Below are 22944 nucleotides of genomic sequence, written 5' to 3' on the forward strand. Positions count from 1 at the left end.
ACAGTGAGCAAGTCAAACACCATCGCGCCCCGGGACACCGCGGCCCGCAATTTCGGCACCGTCCTCAAGGAACTCGACTGGCGGCGCTACGTCATCTACATCGGCTTCGTCGTCGTCTTCATCTTCTTCGCCATCCTGCTGCGCGACCAGGGCTTCCTGTCGCCGAACAACCTGCTGAACATCTTTAGGCAGACGGCCACCATCACCGTCATCGCCGTCGGCATGACCTACGTGATCGCATGCGCGGAGATCGACCTGAGCGTCGGTTCCGTGGCCGGGCTCTCCAGCGTCTGCACGGCCATGGCGCTGTCCCAGTTTGGCCTGGTTCCGGGGATCCTGGCGGGCCTCGCCGTCGGGCTGGTGGTCGGATCAATCAACGGGGCGCTTGTCAGCCTCCTGGGCATCCCGTCCTTCCTGGTGACGCTCGGCATGCTGGGGATAGCGGTCGGCGTCGCCCAATGGATCACCGCCTCGGCACCCCAGCCGATCCTGAACGACACCTTCAACACGCTGTTCGGATCCGGCAACTTCGGCCCCGTCCCAGGGCTGGTCGTCTGGAGCGCCATCTTCGTCGCCATCGGCGCCGTCGTCCTGAACCGCACCCGGTTCGGCCGCCAGGTCCTGGCCACGGGAGGCAACCGCAACGCGGCGGACTTCACCGGCATCAACACCAAACGCATCAAATTCCAGGTCCTCCTCATCTCGGCCATGGCGGCAAGCGTCGCCGGCATGCTCTACGCCGGCCGCCTCCAGTCCGGACGGTTCCAGTGGGGATCGGGAGACGAGCTCTCCGCCATCGCCGCCGTCATCCTGGGCGGAACCAGCCTCTTCGGCGGGTTTGGCTCCATCATCGGCACCCTCTTCGGCGCCCTCCTGATCGGCCTGATCAACAACGGACTGATCCTCGCCGGGCTGGACAGCAGCCAGCAGCAGGTCGTCCGAGGCGCCATCATCATCCTGGCCGTCGCCATGGCACGAAAGAAATAAACAGTGCCAGTGATTCCGGCGCCCACCATGCAATTCATCCCTGCAGTCGAAAGGCACAAACAATGAAACTTGGCTACTGCTCCATCACATGGGGAGGCGTCGTCGGCCACGCCCAAGGCGTGACGAGCGTCAAGGACCTCTTCTATCTGACCCATGGATCCATGCGTGACGCCGTACGGGACATTGCATCTGTCGGCTACGAAGGCGTTGAGATGTTCGACGGCAACCTTGCGGAGTATGCAGAAAAGCCGGAGGAACTCAAAGAAATCCTCAGCAGTTCGGGAGTCTCCCTGGCAAGCGTCTATACCGGGGCCAACTTCATTTACGCAGACATCCTCCCGGACGAAATGCACCGGATCCACCGGGCCGCCGAGCTGGCAGCCGGCTTCGGAGCGGAACGGCTCGTCGTTGGTGGTGGAGCACGGCGCGCCGCCGGAACCAACGAAGAGGACTACCGCCGCCTCGGGGAAGCGTTGGACAGCGTCACGGACATCGCAGAAAGCTTTGGGCTGTCGGCAAGCTACCATCCACATCTGAGCACCATCGTGGAGAGCCCCGACGAGCTGGACAAGCTCATGCCGCTCACCCGCATAGGCTTCTGCCCGGACACGGCGCATCTTGCAGCTGGCGGCGCAGACCCCGCCGCAGTCATCCGGAAGTATCCCGACCGGATCCGGCACGTCCACCTCAAAGATTTTCAGCAGGACCCGTTCAATTTCCTTCCCTTGGGCCAGGGCGAACTCGACTTCCCGGACATCATCGCCGCGATTCGGGAAAGCGGATACGACAGCTGGCTCATGGTCGAACTCGACGGCTACGACGGCGATCCCCGGGACGCTGCCGCCATCAGCAAGAAGTACCTCGAGAAAATCCTCTAACCAATCCTGACCGCCAGGGATAGCCAGCCTCGGCGACTCCCGTCTTTTCCGAAAGGAACCCAGTTCACATGCAGAACCTCAACGTCGGCCTCATTGGTGGGGGTTTCATGGGCAAAGCCCACTCCCTCGCTTACGCCGCCATGCCCATGTTCTTTTGGCCTGCACCGGCTCTTCCGGTCCGCAAGGTCATTGCGGAGGCGAATCCGGAGCTTGCGGCCGAAGCGGCCCGACGCTTCGGCTTCGAAAATTCCACTTCGGATTGGCGCACCATCATCGAGGATCCAGACATCCACGTCGTGGATATCGCAACGCCCAACCATCTCCACGCTGAAATCGCCATAGCCGCGGCTGAAGCGGGCAAGCACATCATCTGCGAAAAGCCCCTTGCCCGCACGGGCGAGGAATCAAAGGCGATGTATGACGCAGTCAAAGACAAGAACATCGTCCACATGGTTGCCTTCAACTACCGGCGCACGCCCGCAGTCGCGTTGGCCAAGAAGTACATCGAGGAAGGTGCAATAGGACAGATTCTCAACTTCCGCGGGACGTACCTGCAGGATTGGAGCGCCGACCCCAACTCGCCCTTGTCCTGGCGTTTCCAGAAATCAATCGCAGGTTCCGGGGCCCTGGGCGACATCGCCACGCACGTCATCGACATGGCCCGCTACCTTGTCGGCGAGTTCAGCGCCGTCAACGCCGTCCTGTCCACCTGGATCCCGGAGCGGCCCCTCCAGGCGGGCGGGGCCGACGCTCTTGGCACCGTACGGGGCGGAGAGGGCCCGCGGGGCCAGGTGGATGTCGACGACGAGGTCATGACGATGATCCGCTTCGCAAACGGAGCCGTGGGATCCGTGGAGGCGACACGCAACGCGCACGGCAGGAACAACTACATCACCTTCGAAATCCACGGAACCGAGGGCAGCATCGTATTCAACTACGAACGGCGCGATGAGCTGCAGGTCTGCTTCGCCTCCGACCAGGCCGACCGCCGCGGATTCCGGACCGTTTACACGGGACCGGCCCATCCGTACGGAGAAGGCCTCTGGCCGATTCCAGCTCTGGGCATTGGCTACGGGGAAACGAAGATCATCGAAGCGTACGACTTCTTCAAGGCAATTGCTGAGGGCGGCAGCGTAAGCCCCAGCTTCGCAGACGGCTACCAGGTCGCCCTCATCGACGACGCCATTGTCGAATCCGCCGCGAAAGAATCATGGGTGGAAGTTCCGCAGATCACCGCTTGACCAGTTGGGGAGGGACGGCGAAAGGCTGTCCCTCCCCCAACCGCACCACCACCATCCAGGAAGACAAGATGCCCAAGCCCTTGCCACACCGCCAGGAGACACCGGAAACCTGGCTAATGCCGGTATTCATCGCCAAAGCAGGGCACGAAGCCGAGCTGCAGGAAGCCCTCCACTCCCTGCAGACGCTAAGCCGGAAAGACCCAGGATGCCTGGAATACACTGTGTTCACTGACGAACAGCAGCCCGGCACGTTTGTCCTCTTCGAAGGCTGGGCCCGCAGCGAGGACCTCGAAGCCCACAACGAACAGGACCACGTCAAGGAGTTTGTAAGGGCAGTGGACCCGCTATTGTCAGTGCCGTTCTCCGTAACTTCCCTGACGCCCCTTTCCTGAGGCCTGCCGAGCCCACGAGGGCCTGACATGACCGCCCGTTCACCCGCACCACCGTCCACCTGCATGACGACGGCGGGCTGCGGCTGTGCTGGAGCCGGGAGGTTATGCCGTTGGCCTGCCCAGCGCCACCACGTTCACGGTGACCGTCATCTCCTCACTGAGCGAACGGTTGACGAGGAATACCGCGGCACGTCCGTCCTCGGCATCATGCGTGGCCACGGCATCCACCAACGGTACGCTGCCGAGTTCTGCTACCGCTCCGGGCCGCACGTGAAAGAAACGTGGAGGTCCCGCGCGACCTGTCCGTCGTCGGCTACGACGACCTCCCCCTCGCAGCATGGGTGGCCCCGTCCCTGACCACCATCAACCAGCCGCTCAGCGAGATGGCAGAAACAGCCGTCCGGATGATTCTCGGCATGGCGCGAGGCACCGACCCGCACCCGCGCAGCATCGAAACTGGCTACGGAACTGGTTGTCCGCGAGAGCAGTGGCCCCGCACCCCAGAAGACCTAGGCCGCCAGGGGTGCGGGCCCGATTCCCATTCTGAGCCCAGGGCGTGCGCGGGCACATTCCCTCCCGACGGCCAACGCACCGGACCTGACCAATGTGACCCGGCCGATGGTGGATATGGTCGCTTCGAAACTGATCCTTGTGTTTCCCATCACAAATACCTAGGGTTGGTGAGAGCGCTCCCATAACCCCCAGTGCGGGTTTACTTCTGGGCGGCTCACCCGTGTAGCAACGATGCGGCACGAAACTCACATGGAGGACATCTTGACGATCCATTACAACGTCCGGGCACCCGGGGGGAACCGGAGAAGAGGCCCTGCGGCCTCCCGGTTTGCCGTGCTCAGCGTGGCCGCCGTTCTCCTGGGCGGGCTCATCCCGGCCGGGGCGGCCAACGCGGAGACCCTGCCAGTCGGCAGCGGCAGCTACACCACCGATACCATCGGACCGGCGCCCGAGGGCTGCGCGCCGCTCGCCACCGATGCACGGGCCTTCGTCACCGATACCGCCCCGGCCGGGGCGGTTCCCACCAATGACTGGTGGTCCTCCCTCCTGTTCAAGAAGTACAACTGCGTGGGCAGCGAGCCCCTGCACGCGCATCCGCTCTCCTATCTCCCCGAGGCTGCCGGCCTCGGGCTCTCCAACACCACGACGCCGACGATGAGCGGCACGCCGGGCGGCATCGGTGAATTCCACTACGCCTACGCCCAAGACCTCATGGTCGGCGTCGCGGGGCTCACCGCCCCCGTCGTCGAAGTCGCCGACTGGACCGACTGGACCGTCACCCCCTCCTGGAGCGACGGCACCCGGTCAATGACCGCCACCATCGGGCACGGTCTGCCCTTTAGCTGGTACGACATCGCCGGCGGAGACGCCGTTATCACCGCCGGCGCCGACCTGCGCATCTGGCTCAACGACGGCGAGCGCATCGGGTTCAGCTCCGGCGGCGGGGACTACGTCGCCTTCGCGCCCACCGGCGCTGCCTGGACCGTCTCCGGGACAAAACTGAGCAGCACGCTTAACGGCAAGGGGTATCTCTCGGTGGCCGCACTGCCGACAAGCACCACCGATACCGACGCGGGACGCACGGCCGTCGCTGACCAGTACACGCCCTACGCTTATGCCAAGGTCACTGGAACACGGGCCGACTTCGTTTACAACGTGGCGGAGAGCGTGGTCGAGACCACCTACTCGGCCGAGACCGAGGTGCGGGAGGGAACCAACTCCGGCACCGTACTCTCGCTCTACCCCCACCAGAGCGCCTACCTCGGCGGCGCGACCGGCGACGGACCCTCCGCCGGCGCAAAACTCGACCGCACCTACGTGTCCCCGCGCGGGGCCATGACCACGCTGGTCGGCGCCACCTCCTTCACCACACACACCCCCTTCACCGGCGTGCTGCCCGAGGTCCCCGCCGTGGCGACAGGCGCCGGTGAGGCGAACGCCCGCCTGGACGTCCTGCTCGACCAGGTCGCCGCCGACCCGATGAGCATCGACAAGGACGACACCTACTGGACCGGCAAGGCCCTCGGCCGCGCCGCCCGCATCGTGGAAATCGCCGACCAGCTCGACCGTACGGCTGTGCGCGACACTGCCCTTGCCCAGATGAAGGAGACGCTCACCAACTGGTTCACCGCCTCACCGGGCGAAACCGAACAGGTCTTCGCCTACAACTCAAACTGGGGCACCCTCGTGGGGTTCCCGGCGTCGTACGGCTCTGACAAGGAACTCAACGACCACCATTTCCACTATGGCTACTTCGTGGTGGCGGCTGCCACACTGGCACGGTTCGACCCTGAGTGGGCAGCAGATGCGGCTTTCGGGGGCATGGTGGATGAACTGATCGCCGATGCCAACAACTTCGACCGCGCCGACACCCGCTACCCGTACCTGCGCGACTTCGACATCTACGCCGGCCACGACTGGGCTTCCGGCCATGGCGCCTTCGGCGCCGGAAACAACCAGGAATCAAGTTCCGAGGGACAGAACTTCGCCAACGGCCTCATCCAGTGGGGTACGGCCACCGGAGACACTGCAACCCGTGACGCCGGAATCTACCTCTACGCAACCCAGACCGCCGCAATCCAGCAGTATTGGTTCGACGAATCCGGCGCCATGCCCGACTCGTTCGGCCACAGCACCGCAGGCATGATCTGGGGCGACGGCGGAACCTATTCCACGTGGTTCAGCGCCGAAGCCGAGATGATCCAGGGCATCAACACCCTGCCCATTACCGGCGGACACCTGTACCTCGGCCTGCGGCCGGATGACGTGGTGTCCAACTACGCCGAAATGGTGGATGTGAACAACGGCAACCCCACCGTGTGGCAGGACATCCTCTGGTCCTACCTGGCCCTCGGGGACGGGCAGGCAGCCCTCTCCGCCCTGGACAATGACCGCGAATACCCGGAGGAGGAAGGCGAGAGCCGGGCCCACACCTACCACTGGATCGCCAACCTTGCATCCCTGGGAACCCTGGACAGCAGCGTTCACGCTGATGACCCGATGGCCGCCGTCTTCACTAAGAACGGCGCCAGGACCTACGTGGCAAGCAACATCACCCAGGAACCCCTGGCTGTTACCTTCTCCGACGGCACCGTGCTCGAGGTCGCTGCAGGCAAGACGGCAACGTCCGGGGCTCATACCTGGAGCGGCGGCGGTGCGCCGAGCGGCACGGAAGAGCCGACGGATCCCACCGATCCGCCCGCGCCGACCACCACCACGTTCTACCTCGGCGCCGACGGATCATTCCTGTCCGAGCCGGGGACCGCTCCGGTGGCAACGCTCGCACCCCGCAGCGGACAGGACGCAATCGGTGATCCGGCAACCGGCCTCACCTTGACGGCAGAGAACCTGAACGGCACCTTTGCAGGCAGCAGGACCGCGTTCGATATCGGGGTGGACACGGCAGGTGTAGGCAACGGAACGCGCATCAGGGTCTCATATGACCTGACCGGAGACGGCACCTTTGACCGGATCGAAACCTACAACTACTTCCCCACCGACCCGGTGGCGGGATACGAGCGGTACACCTCGCAACTCGGCTTCTCCTCCGTTGAGGGCGAGCTTGGGAACCTGGTGGATGGTTCCATGAAGGTTGAGCTATGGAACGTCCTGGGCACGTCGCCGTCAACCATTGACCTCGCCACCTCGGTGGTCAAGGCTCCCTTTGCAGGGCTCACCCTCACCGGCGGCGGTTCGGACCCGGATCCGGAGCCCTCCGGGCTGCCTGGCAGTCCCTCCGAAGTGAAGCTGACGCCTGTCAGCGGTTCCGCCATTGATGTCCTCTGGGCTGCCCCGACCGTCACCGGCTCGTCTCCGGTCACCGACTACCGGCTGCAGTACCGTGCCACCGGCGCCTCGGAGTGGGTGCCAGTGTATGACGCCGTAACGTCCACGCCCGGAGCCCGGATCCAAGGGCTGAGCGCCGGCACCGAGTACCAGGTACGGGTGCAGGCGGTATCGGCGGCAGGACTCGGCGAGTTCTCCCAGCCCGTGGCCGCCAGCACCTTCCCCGCACCATCCGCTCCCCGCGGTGCGGTGACAAAGGTCCAGGGCAAGTCCCTGCTGGTGTCATGGACTGCTCCCATTTCCGACGCCGGCTTTCCCATCACGGACTATGTGATTGAGACCTCCACCGACGGGGTCAACTGGAAGACCTTTGGAGACGGGGTCAGCACTGCGACCAGCGCCAAGATCACCGGACTCCTTGGAAAGACCCAGTACCAGGTGCGGATTGCGGCGGTCAGCGAAGTTGGCACCGGCGCCTGGCTGTCGACGACGGCCTCGACCAAGTAGGCCCTGCAGGCAGCCGCTCCGACTCTGCATGAGCCGGAGCGGCTGCCCATTGCCGGGCCACCGCTTTGACTGCCGTCCCGGGGCGGCCCCTGAAAGTCACCGCACTAGGGAGCCTTTTCAGTCCGGACGCCGAAACGCCTCCGGTACTCCGTGGGCGTCGTGGAAAAAGCAGCAGCAAAGTTCTGCCGCAGGGTAACGGAGTTGCCGAAGCCGCAGTCGGCGGAGATCTGGTCTATTGACAGGTCTGTGGTTTCGAGCAGCCGCCGGGCTGCGTCGAGGCGTCGGGCGCGGATCCAGGCGGCCGGCGTCGTTCCTGTTGCTGCCCGGAAGGACCGGACGAAAGTCCGGCGGCTCAGGTGTGCCTGGGCGGCGAGCAGGTCAATGGTCAGCGGCTCCGCCAGGTGGCCCAGTGCCCATTCCAGCAACCGGGAGATTGGATCATCCGTGGAGCGGGAAGGCACCGGCCGCTCAATGTATTGCGCCTGTCCCCCTTCGCGGTGCGGAGCGATGACCAGGCTGCGTGCCACTTGGTTAGCCGCCTCCGCCCCGAGCCGTGCACGCACCAGGTGAAGGCACGCGTCCAGCGCGGAGGCTGTTCCGGCCGAGGTCAGCACGTCGCCGTGGTCGATGTAGAGCACGGACTGGTCCAGGGCGATATCAGGGTGCCGTCCGGCAAGGGAGACGAACGCCTGCCAGTGCGTGACCGCCCGACGCCCCGCGAGCAAGCCGGCGTCGGCCACGGGGATTGCCCCAAGGCACAAACCCAAGATCGGCACCCCGCGCCCGTGCGCCTCTTGGAGCACCTGCCGCAGCGAATCACTCGGCAGGCGCCCGTCGTCGAACCATGACGGCACCACCACCACGTCCGCCGCCTCCGCGGCTTCCGGCCCTTCCACTTTGCCCAGCCGGTAGCCCTCAGCGGTGGTGACCTCGCCTTCCTGGTCAGAGAAAAGAACCGTCTTCCACTCCGCAAGGCCCTGGCGGGCAACCTCGTCAAAAACCATCTGTGGAACGGCGAGGTGGAACATCGTTGCCCCATCGAACGCATAGACCGCGATCTTCATCCTGCCCCTCCCAACAGCTTGGCCCGAATCCATCGTATATCTGCCTTCGTGCCACTGTTAGCCTGCGCCCGCGACGGGAAGACTGGAAAAGCTGCAAGCAGGCAGCCGAGAGAAACACCAGGGAGAACAAGATTAAGAGCACCCCCCGCCGCGCCCTCATCCTCATTGACGTGCAGCAGCAGTACTTCAGCGGACCCCTCGAGATCCAGTACCCGCCGCATCAGGAGTCCTTGCCCACGATTGCTAGGGCAATTGACGCCGCCACTGCCGCAGGCATTCCGGTTGCCGTGATCCAGCACTCCGCGGGCGTTGGTGCACCCGTGTTTGCCCCGGGCACACCCGGGTTCGAGCTGCACCCCGAGGTTGAGGGCCGTAAAACCGGCGACTGGAAGCAGCTGGTCAAACAGTACGGTTCCGTTTATGCCGGCACGGATCTCGCCGAATGGCTGCGGAAGCACGACGTCGACACGGTCACCTTGGCCGGCTACATGACCAACAACTGCGTGCTCGCCTCCGCCGTGGAGGCAGAGTTCCTTGGCTTCACCACCGAAGTCCTCTCAGACGCCACCGGCGCCATCAACCTCGCCAACCACGCAGGCTCCGCCGACGCGAAGACCGTGCACACCACGCTGCTCGCGCTACTGAACTCGAACTGGGCAGCAGTAGCGGATACTGACACCTGGACCAGTGCCCTGGCTGCGAATCAGGCCCTTCCAGGGAGTGACCTCGGAAGCTCCGCAGTTGCCGGTTTGGAGCTGGTCCCGCAGGCGTAACCAGCCGTCCCGGGCCTCCCCAGCGTTCTCGGCGGTGGGAAGCCCGGGAACACCAGCAGCACTCCTGCGGTTGCATCACACGGGGACCAAGCCCCAACGACATTCAAGGACTTTTCTCATGAAGTGGATTCTTCTCACCGGCGCAATCCTGAGCGAGGTGACGGCGTCCCTCTCCTTGAAGGCGGCCCTTGATAATCCTGCCTTCTTTATCGTGGTGGTTCTCGGCTATTCCGCCTCCTTCGCTTTCCTCGCCGCAGTCCTCCGCAAGGGCCTGGGCCTCGGGGTCGCTTACGGCATCTGGGCCGCGCTGGGAGTCACCCTCACCGTGCTGCTGGCCGCCCTCCTGTTTGGTGAGGCGCTGACGCCTGTGATGATGGTCGGCGTCGCCATGGTGATCGGAGGCGTGCTCTGCGTTGAACTGGGGCCGCACAAGGCGCCGGCAGCAGAACCCGAACAAGAAATGGTCCTCTCATGATGTGGCTGTTTCTGGCAGGAGCCATCCTCACCGAAGTGACCGCTACCCTGTTGCTGCGGGTCGCGTCCACCGGTAAGCGGCGCTGGTACGTGCCGGTCGCCGTCGGATACTTCCTGGCCTTCACCCTCCTGACGCTGACCCTCGAACAGGGCATGAACCTCGGCGTCGCGTACGGCATCTGGGCCGCGGCCGGCGTCGCGCTGACGGCCCTGGCCAGCCGCGTCTTCTTCAAGGAGACAATCACCCCCGTCATGATGCTGGGGCTCGGACTCATCATCGGCGGCGTCCTGCTGATCGAGCTGGGCGCGGCGCACTGAGCACCCGCCCCCGTCGTCCGGACTGCCGGCAGGAGCTGGACGTGCACACTCCGGCGCGCGAAGTTTGCAAGACTTGCCGGGTGATTACTGAACACGCCCTGCTGCCTGTTGTCCCCGGCCAGGAAGAGGCATTCGAGACGGCGTTCGCCCGCGCCCAGCCCATCATCGCCTCCATGCCCGGGTTCCGCTCCCTGTCACTCTCGCGGTCCGTCGAGTCCCCCGGCACGTACCTTCTGCTGGTGGAGTGGGGCACGCTGGAGGACCACACCGTTGGCTTCCGGGGATCCCCTGAATATCAGCAGTGGCGCGCCCTCCTGCACCGGTTCTACGAGCCGTTTCCCGTCGTCGAGCACTTCAACCTGGTCAGTTCGGTCCCCCAGCAGGGCCACTCACCCGCCATGTGACTGCCCCTCCCCCAGCCCCGCCGACTATGTTCAAATGGGAAGGTTGAACCGGCCGCCCGAGTCCGCTCCACGGCCTCGGCCAGATGGAAGGAAGCACATGACCGATCGTCCGGAACACCCTCCTCTACCCACTCCCGGAAGCGCCCAAGGCCTGGACAGCAAGGTCGAGGGCGGATGCCCGGTGGACCATGGCAGCGTCACCGCGCACGGCAGCGAGAGCGAAAACCCGGCCATTGACTCACCCCAGCCCAAGGGGCACCGGCCGCGGACGGTCGCGGACTGGTGGCCCAACCAGCTGGACCTCTCCGTCCTCCACGCCCACCACCCCAAGGGCAACCCCCTCGGCCCGGACTTCAGCTACCGCGAGGAGTTCCAGAAGCTCGATGTCGAGGCACTGAAGCAGGACATCACCGAGGTCCTCACCACGTCCCAGGACTGGTGGCCCGCGGACTTCGGCCACTACGGCGGCCTGATGATCCGGTTGAGCTGGCACGCCGCGGGCACCTACCGCGTCCACGACGGCCGCGGCGGCGCCGGGGACGGCAGCCAGCGGTTCGCCCCGCTCAACAGCTGGCCGGACAACGCCAACCTGGACAAGGCCCGGCGGCTGCTGTGGCCGGTCAAACAGAAGTACGGCCAGAAACTCTCCTGGGCGGACCTGCTGGTCCTCGCCGGCAACGTCGCCCTCGAATCCATGGGCTTCAAGACCTTCGGTTTCGCCTTCGGGCGGGAGGACGTGTGGGAGCCGGAGGAGATCTTCTGGGGGCCGGAGGACACCTGGCTGGGCGACGAGCGCTACATCGGCGAAGGCCAGATGTCGGAGGAAGTCGGCTCCACGGAGATGGGCCTGATCTACGTCAACCCGGAGGGGCCCATGGGCAATCCGGACCCCAAGCTCGCAGCAGCGTTTATCCGCGAGACGTTCAAGCGGATGGCCATGAACGATGAAGAGACCTTCGCGCTGATCGCGGGCGGCCACACGTTCGGCAAGACCCACGGGGCCGGCGACGCCGACGCGCACGTAGGTCCCGAACCCGAAGGCGCCAACCTTGAGGCGCAGGGCCTTGGCTGGCTCAGCACGTACGGCAGCGGCAAGGGCGGCGACACAATCACCTCCGGCCTGGAAGTCACCTGGACCGACAAGCCCACCCATTGGAGCAACCGCTTCCTGGAGATCCTGTTCGAGTACGAGTGGGAGCTGGTCAAGAGCCCCGCCGGCGCCCACCAGTGGGTTGCCAAGGACGCTCCGGAGATCATCCCGGACGCGCACGACCCCAACAAAAAGCACCGGCCCACCATGCTGACCACCGACCTGTCGCTGCGCTTCGACCCTGTCTATGAGGAGATCGGGCGGCGCTTCCTGGAGAACCCGGACGAGTTCCAGCTCGCCTTCGCCAAGGCCTGGTACAAGCTGCTGCACCGCGACATGGGCCCGGTGGGCCCGCACATGCTGGGGCCGTGGGTTCCGGAAGCCCAGCTCTGGCAGGATCCCGTTCCCGCCGTCGACCATGAACTGATCGGCGAGCAGGACATTGCGAGCCTGAAGGCCCGGCTTCTGGACTCGGGACTGTCCGTCTCCCAGCTTGCCGGCACGGCGTGGGCTGCCGCCTCCACCTTCCGCAAGACCGACAGGCGCGGCGGCGCCAACGGCGCGCGGATCCGGCTGGAGCCGCAGCGCGGCTGGGAGGTCAACGAACCTGGGCAGCTTTCGACGGCGTTGCAGGCCATTGAGCGCGTGCAGCAGGACTTCAACTCGTCCCAGGCCGGGGGCAAGAAGGTCTCGCTGGCTGACCTGATCGTCCTCGGCGGCTGCGCCGCGGTGGAGAAGGCGGCCAGCGACGCCGGCGTCCCCGTCACGGTGCCGTTCCGTCCGGGACGCACCGATGCCGCCCAGGAACAGACCGACGTCAAGCAGTTCCAGTACCTGAAGCCGCGCGCTGACGGGTTCCGTAACTACGTGCGTCCCGGCGAGAAGCTCCAGCCGGAAACCCTCCTGCTGGACAAGGCGTACCTGCTGGACCTGTCCGCACCCGAGATGACGGCGCTCATCGGCGGCATGCGTGCGCTCGGCACCAACGTTGGCGGCTCCAAGCACGGCGTCCTCACGGACCGGCCGCAGGTCCTGACGAACGACTTCTTCGTCAACCTGCTCTCCCCCGGCACCAAGTGGAAAGCCTCGGAGAATGAGGAGAACGTCTACGAGATCACCGACGTCGCCACCGGCGAGCTGAAGTGGACCGCCACACCGGTTGACCTGGTGTTCGGCTCCAACTCCCAGCTCCGGGCGATGTCCGAGGTCTACGCGAGCGACGACGCCCGGGAGAAGTTCGTCAACGACTTCGTGGCCGCCTGGGTGAAGGTCATGGAACTGGACCGCTTCGACCTGAAGTGATCCTGCCTCAGTGACAACCGCGTCCGGGCGGCTGCGTTTTGCGGCCGGCCCGGACGTTTGCCAGTGGTTACCGGCGACTCACGGAATCAGGTTCTCCGCCCGGTAGCGGTCGAAGAGGGCGGTAAAGGCGTCCAGCGTCCGCCGGTATCCGGTGAACCCGGCGTCCCGGCTCTTCCCCATGTCCGTGACCACCTCAATGCCGCGCCCCAGGTCGCCGTCCGTGTGCCACCAGGACGCCAGGCGGTTCAGGTCCGGCTCGCTGAGGTTGTGGCGCGCGGCGATGTCCCGCCACTGGTCCTCCCGGCCCGCCATCGACTGCTCCAGGGGGCGGGGCGATCCCTCGTATCCCTCCCACTCCACGCCGAAGTAGGCGGCAAGCTTCGGCCACATCCAGCGCCAGCGGAACACATCGCCGTTGACGATGTTGAAGGCCTCGTTCGCGGCCGCCGGTGTGGTGGACGCCCACAGCATGTGCTCGGCGAGCAGGCCCGCATCCGTCATGTCCGTCAGGCCGTTCCACTGTGTCTCGGAACCCGGGAAGACGAACGGCTCCCCGCTGTCCCGGCACAGCGTGGCCTGGGCGGCGAGCGTCAGGCCCATGTTCATGGCATTGCCGACGGCGTGCCCGATCACCGTGTGCGCGCGGTGCACGGACCAGGTGAACCCCTGCTCCGCCGCGGCTGCCGAGAGCTCGTCCTCCTGGGCGTAGTAGAAGTTCCGGACCGGCAGGCGCGGCTCCTCTTCATGGAAGGGAGTGTCCGGCATTTCCCCGGCCGCGTACGCCTCGAAGGGCCCGAGGTAGTGCTTGAGGCCGGTCATCAATGCAACGTGGGCTACGTCCTTGCCGTGAAGTGCCGCCAGGAGGTCCCGCACCATTCCCGCGTTGACGGAGATGTTCTCCTCTTCAGTGTCCTGCCGCGACCATGCTGTGAAGAAGACATGGGAGGGATTCTCCGGACCGAGCGCGGCAGCCAGCGACGCTGCCGAGGTCAGGTCCGCGGAGAGCCACCGGACTCCGGGACGCTCAGCACCGGGCGTCCGGGAGAGGGCGAGCACGCTCCACCCCTCGCCCGCCAGTGTGTCGACGAGGGCAGACCCCGCTATGCCGGTCGCTCCCACAACAAGAGCGGTCTTTTCGGTCCCTGCGGTTGTTCCTGCGCCACTAGTCATGGAGCTCCTCCTGGTTTGTGCTGAATTACGCGTGGGCGCACTGGCCCCTTGCTGCAAGCCGCCGGCCCCGGAAGATATTCCTCGACCCCACGGCACTCCTAGACTTAAGGAGCTGGGACTGCTGCGCCGGGCAACCCTTGACCGGGGGCGGCGCGCTTGCGGCCCGTCCCAAACTGCTGCTTCTCCCCAGGCGGCGTCATGCGAACCTCACCCAGGTCCTTCCTCAGCGCTCTGGCCGCGATGGTGCTGGCACTCTGTTCGTGCAGCTATTCCGAGCCCAGCCCACCTCCCGATTCCTTTGGCACGGCGCCGCCGCCCACAAAGTCCATCGAGAACACGATGCGCAATTTCGTGGACCAGGGCGCCGTGGCAGTGGTGGCGGAAGTCAGGTGGCCGGGAGGGACCTGGTCCAGGGCATATGGGGTCCGGAACCTGGAGTCCAACGATGCTGCAACTCCGGAGGACCGGGTATTTGTGGCCAGTGTGACCAAGTCAATGACCGCCGTCTCCGTCATGAAGCTGGTGGAGGACGGCCTGATCGGCCTGGATGATCCGGTCAACGGAGTCCTGGACAGCTTCACCACGGCCCTGAAGCCGCCTGGCCCCATTACCGTCCGCCATCTCCTGGGGCACACGTCCGGAATGCGGTCGTTCCAGGAGGTAACGGAGAAAACGGCCGACGACGTCCCACGGGTTATCAACGAAAACATCAGTCCCCAGCGGGGACTTGAGCTGACCGGGCAGCTGCCGTGGGACGCCCGGGACGTGGGCTTTTTCCGCTATTCCGACTCGAATTATCTAGCCCTCGGCCAGCTTGTGGAGAAGCTGCGGGGACGGCCCTTTGCGGACGTGCTGCGCGAGGACATCATCGCTCCGCTCGGGCTGGAGAACACGTCAGTCGACCGTACGGCGGGAGGTGAACCGGACGTAATCCGGGGTTACATCAACCACCGGGGTGAACGGCTGGACATCACTGACGCGCCGGGCGTCGTGGGGTCGCCCGCCTACGGGGCCATCTCCACGGTGTCCGATATCAACGACTTTTTCGCCGCCCTGTTCCGCGGGGACCTCCTTGCCAGGGAATCTGTGCAGGAGATGACCCGAATAGATGCCATCCCGTTGTACGGCCTGGGTGTGTGGAAATGGAACCAGGACTGCAACGGCAACCACAGGTTCGGCGGCCTGGGCGGGTTCTGGACCTACCGCACCGCAGCGGTCGCCAGCACCGACGGCCAGTACCAGGCCACCATGACCCTGGTCACGCCGCCGATGCCCACTGCGCTCGAAGATCCCGAAACTGACGACAAGTTGAACCTCTGGGATGACCAGATGGTATCCGCACTGCAGGAGACCCTCGACCGGCTCTGCCCTTAGGGCTGCCGCGTCCGCTGCACCCCGGCGGCACTCCAGGACCGCCCACCGCAGGGACTTGCCGCCCGCCGTCGTACTTTCCTAGGTCTCCTCATGGTGCGATCCTGGCGCAGCACTGGCCCGGGCTGTTGTTGGCCGCCACCCGTTCTTCCGGCTCGCCGCTGCCGGCAGCCGCCCCCCTGAGGAAGGCGCCGTTCATGGCGCAGACGACGGCGGGGTGCCCCTCGGAGAGCCGGTGGAAGGGGCAGTTGGGCAGAGTGAGCCCGCCGCTGCCGTCGGCGCGGGGAAGGTAGCCAAGGGCGATGAGGAAGTCCTCCAGGCCCTGGCTGTCCGCGGCCAGCTCCTTGCCCCTGGCATAGGCGGTGGCCAGGAGAACGTCACGCACCGGCTGGTTGTTAGCCGCAGCCTCGTCGATGGCCGCTGCCATCAGTTCCCCGGCGATGTCATAGTTCCTGTCCGGCACGGAAACACCCACTTCACGGGCAACGGCCCGGTACACCTTCGAAGGGCGCCCGGACCCCGGCCCGGACTTTCCCGCCGGCTTGTGGAACTCCACGGCAAGCAGGCCGTCGGCCACGAGCCTGTCCAGATGGAATGACACCGTGCTTCGGGGAAGATCCGTGGCTTCAGCAGCCTCGTCCCGGCTCATGGCGGCAGGGGCAGCGAGCACCAGCTCGTACAACTGCCGCCGCTTTTCGTCCCCGAGGGAGGACAGCGCCACCACCCGGCGTGCCCACGAAAGCCTGGTCATCCCCGCACCTCTTTCTAAAAAGATTCCTCTTGTTTAAATCTACGGCACTTTCTAAAATCAAGATACCTACTTTTAGAAGGAGCTCGTTATGACAACAAAAGCAGCCCACACGCCGGCGTTGGCCCGGGACCGGAAGGCGGAACACCAGGCCTTCCTGTTGCTCCGCACGGTCTTCACAGTGGCACCCATCGTTTTCGGGCTGGACAAGTTCACCAACCTGCTGGTCGACTGGACGATTTACCTCGCCCCGGTGGCCACGGCGATCGTGCCCCTGCCCGCCCAGACCATCATGTACGTGGTGGGCGTCGTCGAGGTGATCGCCGGCATTGCCGTGGCTGTGCGGCCGCGGTTCGGTTCACTGCTCGTGGCCGTCTGGCTCCTCGGCATCATCGTCAACCTCCTGGTCCTCGGCGGCTTTTACGATGTGGCGTTGCGGGACTTCGGGCTGCTCGTCGGCGCCCTCGCCCTGAACCGGCTGTCCCCGGGGACAGGCATCTTCAGGTGAGCTGACATGGACTGGCAGGGGTGGGCCCTGTTTGGGCTTGTTGCAACGACTGTGCTGACCGCAGTGATGATTGCGGCACAGATGGCAGGGCTGACCCGCCTGGATCTGCCGCTGGTCCTCGGAACCCTCGTCACGCCCGACCCGGACAAAGCCCGGGTGGCCGGCTTCTTCATCCACCTCGCCGCAGGGCAGGGGTTCGCCCTGGGTTACGCCGCGATCTTCGCTCTCCTGGGCCAGGCAACGTGGTGGATCGGCGCCCTGCTGGGGCTCCTGCATGTGGCGGTCGCACTGACGGTAATCCTGCCCCTCCTGCCCGGAGTCCATCCCCGGATGGCCTCCAGCAGGGCGGGGCTCACCACCACGGCGGCGCTGGAGCCGCCGGGCTTACTCGGCCTGAACTACGGCATCCAGACTCCGGCAGTAGCCGTGGCCGCCCATGTGGTCTACGGTGCCGTTCTTGGAATGTTTCTGGGGGCGGCATGAGCCTCGACCATGTGAACCAGGCCCCGCAGCGGCTGGACCAGCCGGATCCGCTCCAGGGCCGGCAATGGTGTCCCGCGCCCCTTGCGGAGTACGGGCTCCTGGGCGACACCCGGACCGCCGCACTGGTCTCCGCCGCCGGGTCAGTGGACTGGCTCTGCGTCCCGGCGTTCGACGGCGAGCCCCTCTTTGGTGCGCTGCTCGGCGGGCCGGCGGCGGGACGGTTCCTCACGGGACCCGGCCAGCCGGCCTCCCTGGTAACGCGGCGCTACCGGAAAGAAACCGCAACCCTGGAGACAGTGTGGGCGGCCCGGGACGGCCTGCTCACACTCACGGAGGCAATGATCACCGAGGTCGCCGGCCAACTGCTCCCGAGCACCATCCTCATCCGGCGCCTGACGGCGGAACAGTCTCCGGTGCGGGTCACCGTGATCTTCGACCCGCGGCTTGGCGTGCGTCATCGCCGCCCGCGGGTACGCCAGGGCCGGGATCTTGTCTGCGACTGGGGCCCGGTGGCAACGTCCCTCGGTTCAAGTCCGCGGGTGGACCTGGAACCAGGGCGTCCGCTGCACCTCGTGGTCACCCCGGGCACACCCCTGACGTTCGTCCTGGCCATCGCGTATGGAGAACCACTCATCCATGTACGCCCCGCGGCAGCCTGGGACCTCGTCGCCAGGGACGAAGCACGCTGGCAGGCCTGGACGGAGGGGATTGACCACTCCATCCCGTTCCGGGACCACGTGGTGCGGAGCCTGCTGACGCTCCGGTTGCTGACCTACTCCCCCTCCGGCGCGCCGGTTGCCGCCCCTACGACGTCCCTGCCGGAGGACCCGGGAGGCATCCGCAACTGGGACTACAGATACTCGTGGCCACGCGACGCCAGCATCGGCGTGGGGGCCTTCCTGCGGGTGGGCAAAATGCAGGAAGCACTCAATTTCCTCGGGTGGCTCCTTCATGCCAGCCGGCTGGACAGGCCGCGCCTTCCGGCACTTTTCTCCCTGACGGGAGGCCGCGTGCCACGGGAGCGCCAACTGCCGGACTGGCCGGGGTATGCCGGAAGCACGCCGGTGCGAACCGGCAACCTCGCCGCCGCACAGCACCAGCTCGACGGTTACGGCTGGGTCCTGGACGCGGCCTGGAACCTCGTGGACAGCGGCCGCTCCCTGAATTCGGAGACCTGGCGGGCCATGCGCGGTTTCACGGACCTGGTTGCCGCCAGGTGGCAGGAACCAGATGCGGGCATCTGGGAGATACGCGGCGAGGCAGCCCAGCACGTGCATTCCAAAATCATGGCCTGGCTCGCACTGGACCGGGCGCTGCGGATCGCTGCCACGCACCGCCTCGGCCGCAGGCGCCGGGCCCGGTGGCAAACCGCACGCAGCGACATCGCGGCCCAGGTGCGGGCGAAAGGATCCGACCCGGGCAGGAATACCTACGTGCGCGCCTACGGCTCTGACGATCTGGACGCCGCCCTGCTTGTCCTGCCCCTTACCGGCCTGGAGCAGCCCGGCTCCCGCCTCCTCGAGGGAACCATCGACGCCGTCAGCAGTGAACTGTCCGCGGGTTATCCGCTGCTGTACCGGTATCCGCCAGGGCGCGACGGCCTTCCGGGAAGCGAGGGAGCCTTCCTGCCCTGCTCATTCTGGCTGGTGCAAGCCCTGGCGATAACCGGCAAGGCCCAGGAAGCGAGGAGCCTGTTTGAAGCCCTCCTGGAAGTGGGCTCCCCGCTGGGACTGTTCAGCGAGGAAATGGACCCTGCCAGCGGCGCGCTTCTGGGTAACTACCCGCAGGCACTCACGCATTCCGCCCTTGTCCAGGCCGCGCTGGCCCTCCGCGACAACCCTCCTCGATCGAATACGATCTTGTGATGGCCCGCCTCATCGCTCCGGACGCACGCTTCCACTCCTCTTGGCTGGAGGCGGCCGCCGAATTTGAGGGCCTCCGCCAGGACGGCGCGGGCGCAGACAGCTGGCCGCTGGAAGAACTGCAGGATCCCGGGGCTTTCAGCCGCTTCGTCGAGGCCCTCGTCAAGGATGCGCTGCCTGAAAGCCCGCGGAAGCCGGGGTACGTGCCCTGCACCTACCTGTGGATCGTTGAGGGCGGCACGTTCCTTGGCTCACTCGCCATCAGGCACGAGCTGAACGACTTCCTCCTCAACGAGGGCGGGCACATCGGCTACAGCGTCAGGCCCTCCGCACGGCGCCACGGCCATGCAGCCAAGGCGCTGGCCGATGCCCTGCCGATCGCCCGGGAACTCGGAATCCAACGGGTACTCCTCACCTGCGATGAGGACAACGCAGGCTCCCGGGCGACCATCGAAAAGAACGGCGGCAGCTACGAGGACACCCGCAACGGCAAGCGCCGCTACTGGATCGACACCGCGTAGCGCGAAACCCTACCCCGCCGGCCGCAGCGACGTGATCATCCGCTTGATATCCCGGTACTCCTGCGTCCCCGCGTACAGCTTCGCTTTCTGCAGGTACGGCAGCGACGGATCACCCGGCGTCCGGTTGAGTTCCGGGTTGTAGAACGCCCCGAACGTGGCGGCATTGGGCGGCCACGTGAAGAAGTGGAACATATAGCAGGCTGACTCTCCCTCGGGGTGCGGTGCGGACGTGATGCCGTAGACCGCAGCGGGGGTATCCGGCGGGCCTGCGGCGGTTTCGTTGCCGCGCGTTTCGAAGGTATAATGCGGAACCGTGCCGTACTGGGCCAGTTGCGGCATCTCCTGCGATTCCAGAACCTCGTAGGGGTACTTTTCGGTGCAGGTAGAGCCGGTGGCCATGTTGGTGCGAAGCGTCGCCAGCAGTCGGCCATCCTCGCTGGTCACCTCGGCGAATGCCCCGCCGCCCTCGGCCAATTCCCCGGCCGGGTCCTTGATGTTCCAGGTAGACGGAAGGTCGAAGGACAGATCACCGGCCGCCGTGGTGTAGGTGGTCCAGGAAGCCGACGCCGGTGCAGTTGCCGTTGGGCTGCCTGGGGCGGCGCTCGGTGACTCTGCCGCCGTCGTCGTTTCCGTGGGTACTGGCGTGGCGCTTGCGCTGACGGAAGCGCCCGACGGCGTCGCCTGCGGTGGGTTGGCCGGCCCACCGCAGGCGGTGAGCAGCGAAAGTGAAAGAAGTACTGCCGGGGTTACCGCGCCGGGCCACGCTGACCGCCGCATTTCCGCCTCCTCGAGGGCTGTTTGTGATGCCTCAATTCTGAGCCCGCGCCGCAGCCCGGGACCCGTTAGTCAACCCATTGGCGCCAAACTGTTGCCCTCGTAACGAAACTGCCCCGGCGGCCCCGGCCACCCGCCGTCGGAGGTCACGTCCCCTTCAACGCGCCCTGCCGCGCAGGCTGCTTCGGCGAGCGGATGGCCACGATGGTGAACACAAACGCAACGACGGCCGTGACCACCAGCAGCATCAGGCCGATGAAATAGCTGTTGTCAGCTGCGTTGTAGGTGGCGCCCATGACCAGCGGCGGGAAGTAGCCGCCCATCCCGCCGGCCGCGCTGACAATGCCGCTGATGCTGCCCACCTTGCCGGCCGGCGCAAGCCTGCCCACCCAGGCGAACACGCCTCCGGTGCCCAGGCCCAGTGCTGAGGCCATCGCCACGAAGGTGAGGCCGGCCGGGATCTCGCCGTCGGGCCGGAGGTTCACGATGAACGCCAGGACCGCAATGCCCGCCAGCGACGAGAGCACCACCGGCTTGGACCCGATCCGGTCCGCCAGCACTCCCCCGATGGGCCGGAACAGGACCGCTGCCAGGGCAAAGCCTGCGGTGCGGGTGCCGGCAGCCGTGGGATCGAACTGGTAAATGTCACGGAGGTAGGTGGGGAGATAGGTGGCGAAGGAAACGAACCCGCCAAAAACGAGCGCGTAAAGGAAGCACAGCTTCCAGGTGACGGCCAGCCCGGCCGCGTCCTTGAGCTTGGGGATCACCGGGGCCGTGTTTGCGTGCCAGTCCGGAGACTCCTTCAGGTTGAACCAGATCACGGCCCCCATGACCACCAGCAGCCCCGCGATCAGCAGGTGCGTGGGCAGGTAGCCGATCCAGTTGACCAGCCGCGGGGTCAGGAAGGCCGCCAGCGCGGTCCCGCCCATCCCGGCGCCAAAAACGCCCGTGGCGAAGCCGCGCCGTGAGGGCTCATACCAGGCAGAAACGAAGGGGATTCCGACGGCGAACACGGTCCCTGCCACGCCCAGGAGCAGGCCGGCACCGAGCACCAAGGCATAGGAACCGAGGGTGCCGCCGAGGGCCACCAGCAGCACCGGCGGAACGCTCCCCAGCAGGACAAACGTGAACATGGCCCGGCCGCCGAACCGGTCCGTCATGGCGCCCACCACGATCCGGCCGAGCGATCCCACAAAGATCGGCATGGCCACCAGCACGGCGGTGGCGGTGGAGTTCAAACCCATTTCCTGGGTGTAGCGGGCACCCAGCGGCGCCACGATGTTCCACGCCCAGAACGCCGTGACCGAGGCGGCAGTGGCCAGGGCCAGGTTCCGTCCCTTGCCGGGGTGGGAGGTCTCAGCGGGGGCGGAGGTTCCGGTGGGCGGCGCGGATTCAGTCATCTTCTTCTCCTCTCACCGGTTCCGCGTGTCCCGGTCCTGGGTTCCGACCGCGGACCAGCCTCGCTTCGCAGCGGGGGCGTTGGGGTTCTGGGCGGCAGTGGTTACGGACCTGCTTCCGGCCCCGGCACGCGCGCGCCCGCCCGTCCGGCCGCCGTCGCGGTCCCTGGAGCGGTACACAATGTACGGGCGGAAGAGGTAGTGGAACGGCGCGGTGAAGGCGTGGACCAACCGCGTGAACGGCCAGATGATGAACAGCGCCATCCCCACCAGCGTGTGCAGGTGGAAGGAGAACGGCGCGGCAGCCATGGCCGCGATGTCCGGCTGGAAGATGAACAGCGACCGGAACCATGGCGCCACGGTTTCGCGGTAATTGTGCCCGTGCCCGCCCTCGAACACGCTGGCTAGGGTGGTCCACAAACCAAACACGATGGCTGCCGTGAGCACCACGTACATGGCCTTGTCGTTCTTGGTGGTGGCCATAAACACCGGCCCCGTGGTGCGCCGCCGGTAGATCAGCAGCACGATCCCGCCCAGGGTCCCGATGCCGGCGATCCCGCCAACAAACAGGGCGTTGAAGTGGTAGAAATCCTGGCTCATCCCCACCGCTTCCGTCCAGGACTTCGGGATAACCAGCCCGAAGAAGTGCCCGGCAATCACGGCGAGCAGGCCGAAGTGGAACAGCGGCGAGGCGATCCGCAGCAGTTTCGATTCATAGAGCTGGGAGGACCTGGTGGTCCAGCCGAACTGGTCGTACTTGTAGCGCCAGATCAGCCCGCCCACCAGGACCACCACCATGACGTAGGGCAGGACGCCCCACAAGACAATGTCCAGGGCAGAGAGTTCGACGGCGGCACCGGGCTGTGCTTCCAACGTCACCAT

22 protein-coding genes are annotated in these 22944 nt (G+C 66.0%); 16 read left to right on the forward strand and 6 right to left on the reverse strand.

Features of this window, described 5'->3' with window-relative positions:
* Window positions 1-3: 3 nt before the first annotated feature.
* The 6 genes from HTS88_RS02020 to HTS88_RS02045 all read left to right on the forward strand — a co-directional run bounded on the left by HTS88_RS02020 (window position 4) and on the right by HTS88_RS02045 (window position 7803).
* Entirely contained in the window at window positions 4-987 is a 984-nt protein-coding gene (locus HTS88_RS02020) for an ABC transporter permease subunit (protein WP_174174970.1), read from the forward strand.
* A gap of 62 nt (window positions 988-1049) precedes the next feature.
* On the forward strand, window positions 1050-1865 hold the full coding sequence (locus HTS88_RS02025) for a sugar phosphate isomerase/epimerase family protein (RefSeq protein ID WP_174174972.1): 816 nt from the start codon (window positions 1050-1052) through the stop codon (window positions 1863-1865).
* Window positions 1866-1933: 68 nt separating this feature from the next.
* Window positions 1934-3106 (forward strand): levoglucosan dehydrogenase, encoded by a 1173-nt coding sequence (locus tag HTS88_RS02030; RefSeq protein WP_174174974.1) that lies wholly within the window; start codon window positions 1934-1936, stop codon window positions 3104-3106.
* 68 nt (window positions 3107-3174) lie between these two features.
* Window positions 3175-3498, forward strand: a complete 324-nt coding sequence (locus HTS88_RS02035) for a putative quinol monooxygenase (protein ID WP_174174976.1) — start codon at window positions 3175-3177, stop codon at window positions 3496-3498.
* Window positions 3499-3779: 281 nt separating this feature from the next.
* Entirely contained in the window at window positions 3780-4196 is a 417-nt protein-coding gene (locus HTS88_RS22110) for a substrate-binding domain-containing protein (protein ID WP_343044863.1), read from the forward strand.
* 76 nt (window positions 4197-4272) lie between these two features.
* The gene (locus tag HTS88_RS02045; protein WP_246255899.1) at window positions 4273-7803 is read left to right on the forward strand and encodes a glycosyl hydrolase; all 3531 of its coding nucleotides are present in this window, start codon (window positions 4273-4275) and stop codon (window positions 7801-7803) included.
* Between the two features lie 104 nt (window positions 7804-7907).
* On the opposite strand, the gene HTS88_RS02050 is transcribed toward HTS88_RS02045, so the two are convergent.
* Window positions 7908-8867, reverse strand: a complete 960-nt coding sequence (locus HTS88_RS02050; protein ID WP_174174980.1) for a GlxA family transcriptional regulator — start codon at window positions 8865-8867, stop codon at window positions 7908-7910.
* A 164-nt stretch (window positions 8868-9031) separates the two neighbouring features.
* Here HTS88_RS02050 and HTS88_RS02055 point away from each other — a divergent pair, with 164 nt between their 5' ends.
* From HTS88_RS02055 to katG, 5 genes are all read left to right on the forward strand, one after another.
* Window positions 9032-9640, forward strand: a complete 609-nt coding sequence (locus tag HTS88_RS02055; protein ID WP_343044869.1) for an isochorismatase family protein — start codon at window positions 9032-9034, stop codon at window positions 9638-9640.
* Between the two features lie 118 nt (window positions 9641-9758).
* Window positions 9759-10115 carry a DMT family transporter gene (locus HTS88_RS02060; protein ID WP_174174981.1) on the forward strand — a complete coding sequence of 119 codons (357 nt, stop codon included), beginning with the start codon at window positions 9759-9761 and terminating at the stop codon, window positions 10113-10115.
* The gene (locus HTS88_RS02065) at window positions 10112-10432 is read left to right on the forward strand and encodes a DMT family transporter (protein ID WP_174174983.1); all 321 of its coding nucleotides are present in this window, start codon (window positions 10112-10114) and stop codon (window positions 10430-10432) included. Before HTS88_RS02060 ends, HTS88_RS02065 begins: the two co-directional genes overlap by 4 nt.
* An 80-nt stretch (window positions 10433-10512) precedes the next feature.
* A complete protein-coding gene (locus HTS88_RS02070) occupies window positions 10513-10836 on the forward strand; it encodes an antibiotic biosynthesis monooxygenase (RefSeq protein ID WP_174174985.1) in 324 nt (107 codons plus the stop codon).
* Window positions 10837-10933: 97 nt separating this feature from the next.
* On the forward strand, window positions 10934-13228 hold the full coding sequence (katG, locus tag HTS88_RS02075; protein ID WP_174174988.1) for a catalase/peroxidase HPI: 2295 nt from the start codon (window positions 10934-10936) through the stop codon (window positions 13226-13228).
* A gap of 78 nt (window positions 13229-13306) precedes the next feature.
* Here the strand turns inward: katG and HTS88_RS02080 are convergent, their stop codons facing one another.
* The gene (locus tag HTS88_RS02080) at window positions 13307-14398 is read right to left on the reverse strand and encodes an SDR family oxidoreductase (RefSeq protein WP_174174990.1); all 1092 of its coding nucleotides are present in this window, start codon (window positions 14396-14398) and stop codon (window positions 13307-13309) included.
* A 198-nt stretch (window positions 14399-14596) separates the two neighbouring features.
* Here HTS88_RS02080 and HTS88_RS02085 point away from each other — a divergent pair, with 198 nt between their 5' ends.
* Entirely contained in the window at window positions 14597-15772 is a 1176-nt protein-coding gene (locus HTS88_RS02085) for a serine hydrolase domain-containing protein (RefSeq protein ID WP_174174992.1), read from the forward strand.
* Window positions 15773-15860: 88 nt separating this feature from the next.
* Here the strand turns inward: HTS88_RS02085 and HTS88_RS02090 are convergent, their stop codons facing one another.
* Complete coding sequence (locus HTS88_RS02090) at window positions 15861-16520, reverse strand: helix-turn-helix transcriptional regulator (protein WP_174174994.1); 660 nt, start codon at window positions 16518-16520, stop codon at window positions 15861-15863.
* Between the two features lie 88 nt (window positions 16521-16608).
* Here HTS88_RS02090 and HTS88_RS02095 point away from each other — a divergent pair, with 88 nt between their 5' ends.
* Genes HTS88_RS02095 through HTS88_RS02110 form a run of 4 tightly spaced genes read left to right on the forward strand, consistent with a single transcriptional unit; the run spans window position 16609 to window position 19891 of the window.
* Entirely contained in the window at window positions 16609-17025 is a 417-nt protein-coding gene (locus HTS88_RS02095) for a hypothetical protein (RefSeq protein ID WP_174174996.1), read from the forward strand.
* A 6-nt stretch (window positions 17026-17031) separates the two neighbouring features.
* Entirely contained in the window at window positions 17032-17508 is a 477-nt protein-coding gene (locus HTS88_RS02100) for a hypothetical protein (RefSeq protein ID WP_174174998.1), read from the forward strand.
* The gene (locus HTS88_RS02105) at window positions 17505-19373 is read left to right on the forward strand and encodes a glycoside hydrolase family 15 protein (RefSeq protein WP_174175000.1); all 1869 of its coding nucleotides are present in this window, start codon (window positions 17505-17507) and stop codon (window positions 19371-19373) included. Before HTS88_RS02100 ends, HTS88_RS02105 begins: the two co-directional genes overlap by 4 nt.
* The gene (locus HTS88_RS02110; RefSeq protein WP_174175002.1) at window positions 19373-19891 is read left to right on the forward strand and encodes a GNAT family N-acetyltransferase; all 519 of its coding nucleotides are present in this window, start codon (window positions 19373-19375) and stop codon (window positions 19889-19891) included. Before HTS88_RS02105 ends, HTS88_RS02110 begins: the two co-directional genes overlap by 1 nt.
* A 9-nt stretch (window positions 19892-19900) precedes the next feature.
* Here HTS88_RS02110 and HTS88_RS02115 read toward each other — a convergent pair whose 3' ends face one another.
* The 3 genes from HTS88_RS02115 to narI form a co-directional block, all read right to left on the reverse strand.
* Window positions 19901-20668 (reverse strand): RAD23 family protein, encoded by a 768-nt coding sequence (locus HTS88_RS02115; protein ID WP_174175004.1) that lies wholly within the window; start codon window positions 20666-20668, stop codon window positions 19901-19903.
* A 143-nt stretch (window positions 20669-20811) separates the two neighbouring features.
* Window positions 20812-22065 carry an MFS transporter gene (locus HTS88_RS02120; RefSeq protein ID WP_174175006.1) on the reverse strand — a complete coding sequence of 418 codons (1254 nt, stop codon included), beginning with the start codon at window positions 22063-22065 and terminating at the stop codon, window positions 20812-20814.
* A 12-nt stretch (window positions 22066-22077) separates the two neighbouring features.
* Window positions 22078-22944 (reverse strand): respiratory nitrate reductase subunit gamma, encoded by an 867-nt coding sequence (narI, locus tag HTS88_RS02125; RefSeq protein WP_174175008.1) that lies wholly within the window; start codon window positions 22942-22944, stop codon window positions 22078-22080.

It is taken from the genome of Pseudarthrobacter oxydans (assembly GCF_013314975.1).
Taxonomy (GTDB): Bacteria; Actinomycetota; Actinomycetes; order Actinomycetales; family Micrococcaceae; genus Arthrobacter; species Arthrobacter oxydans.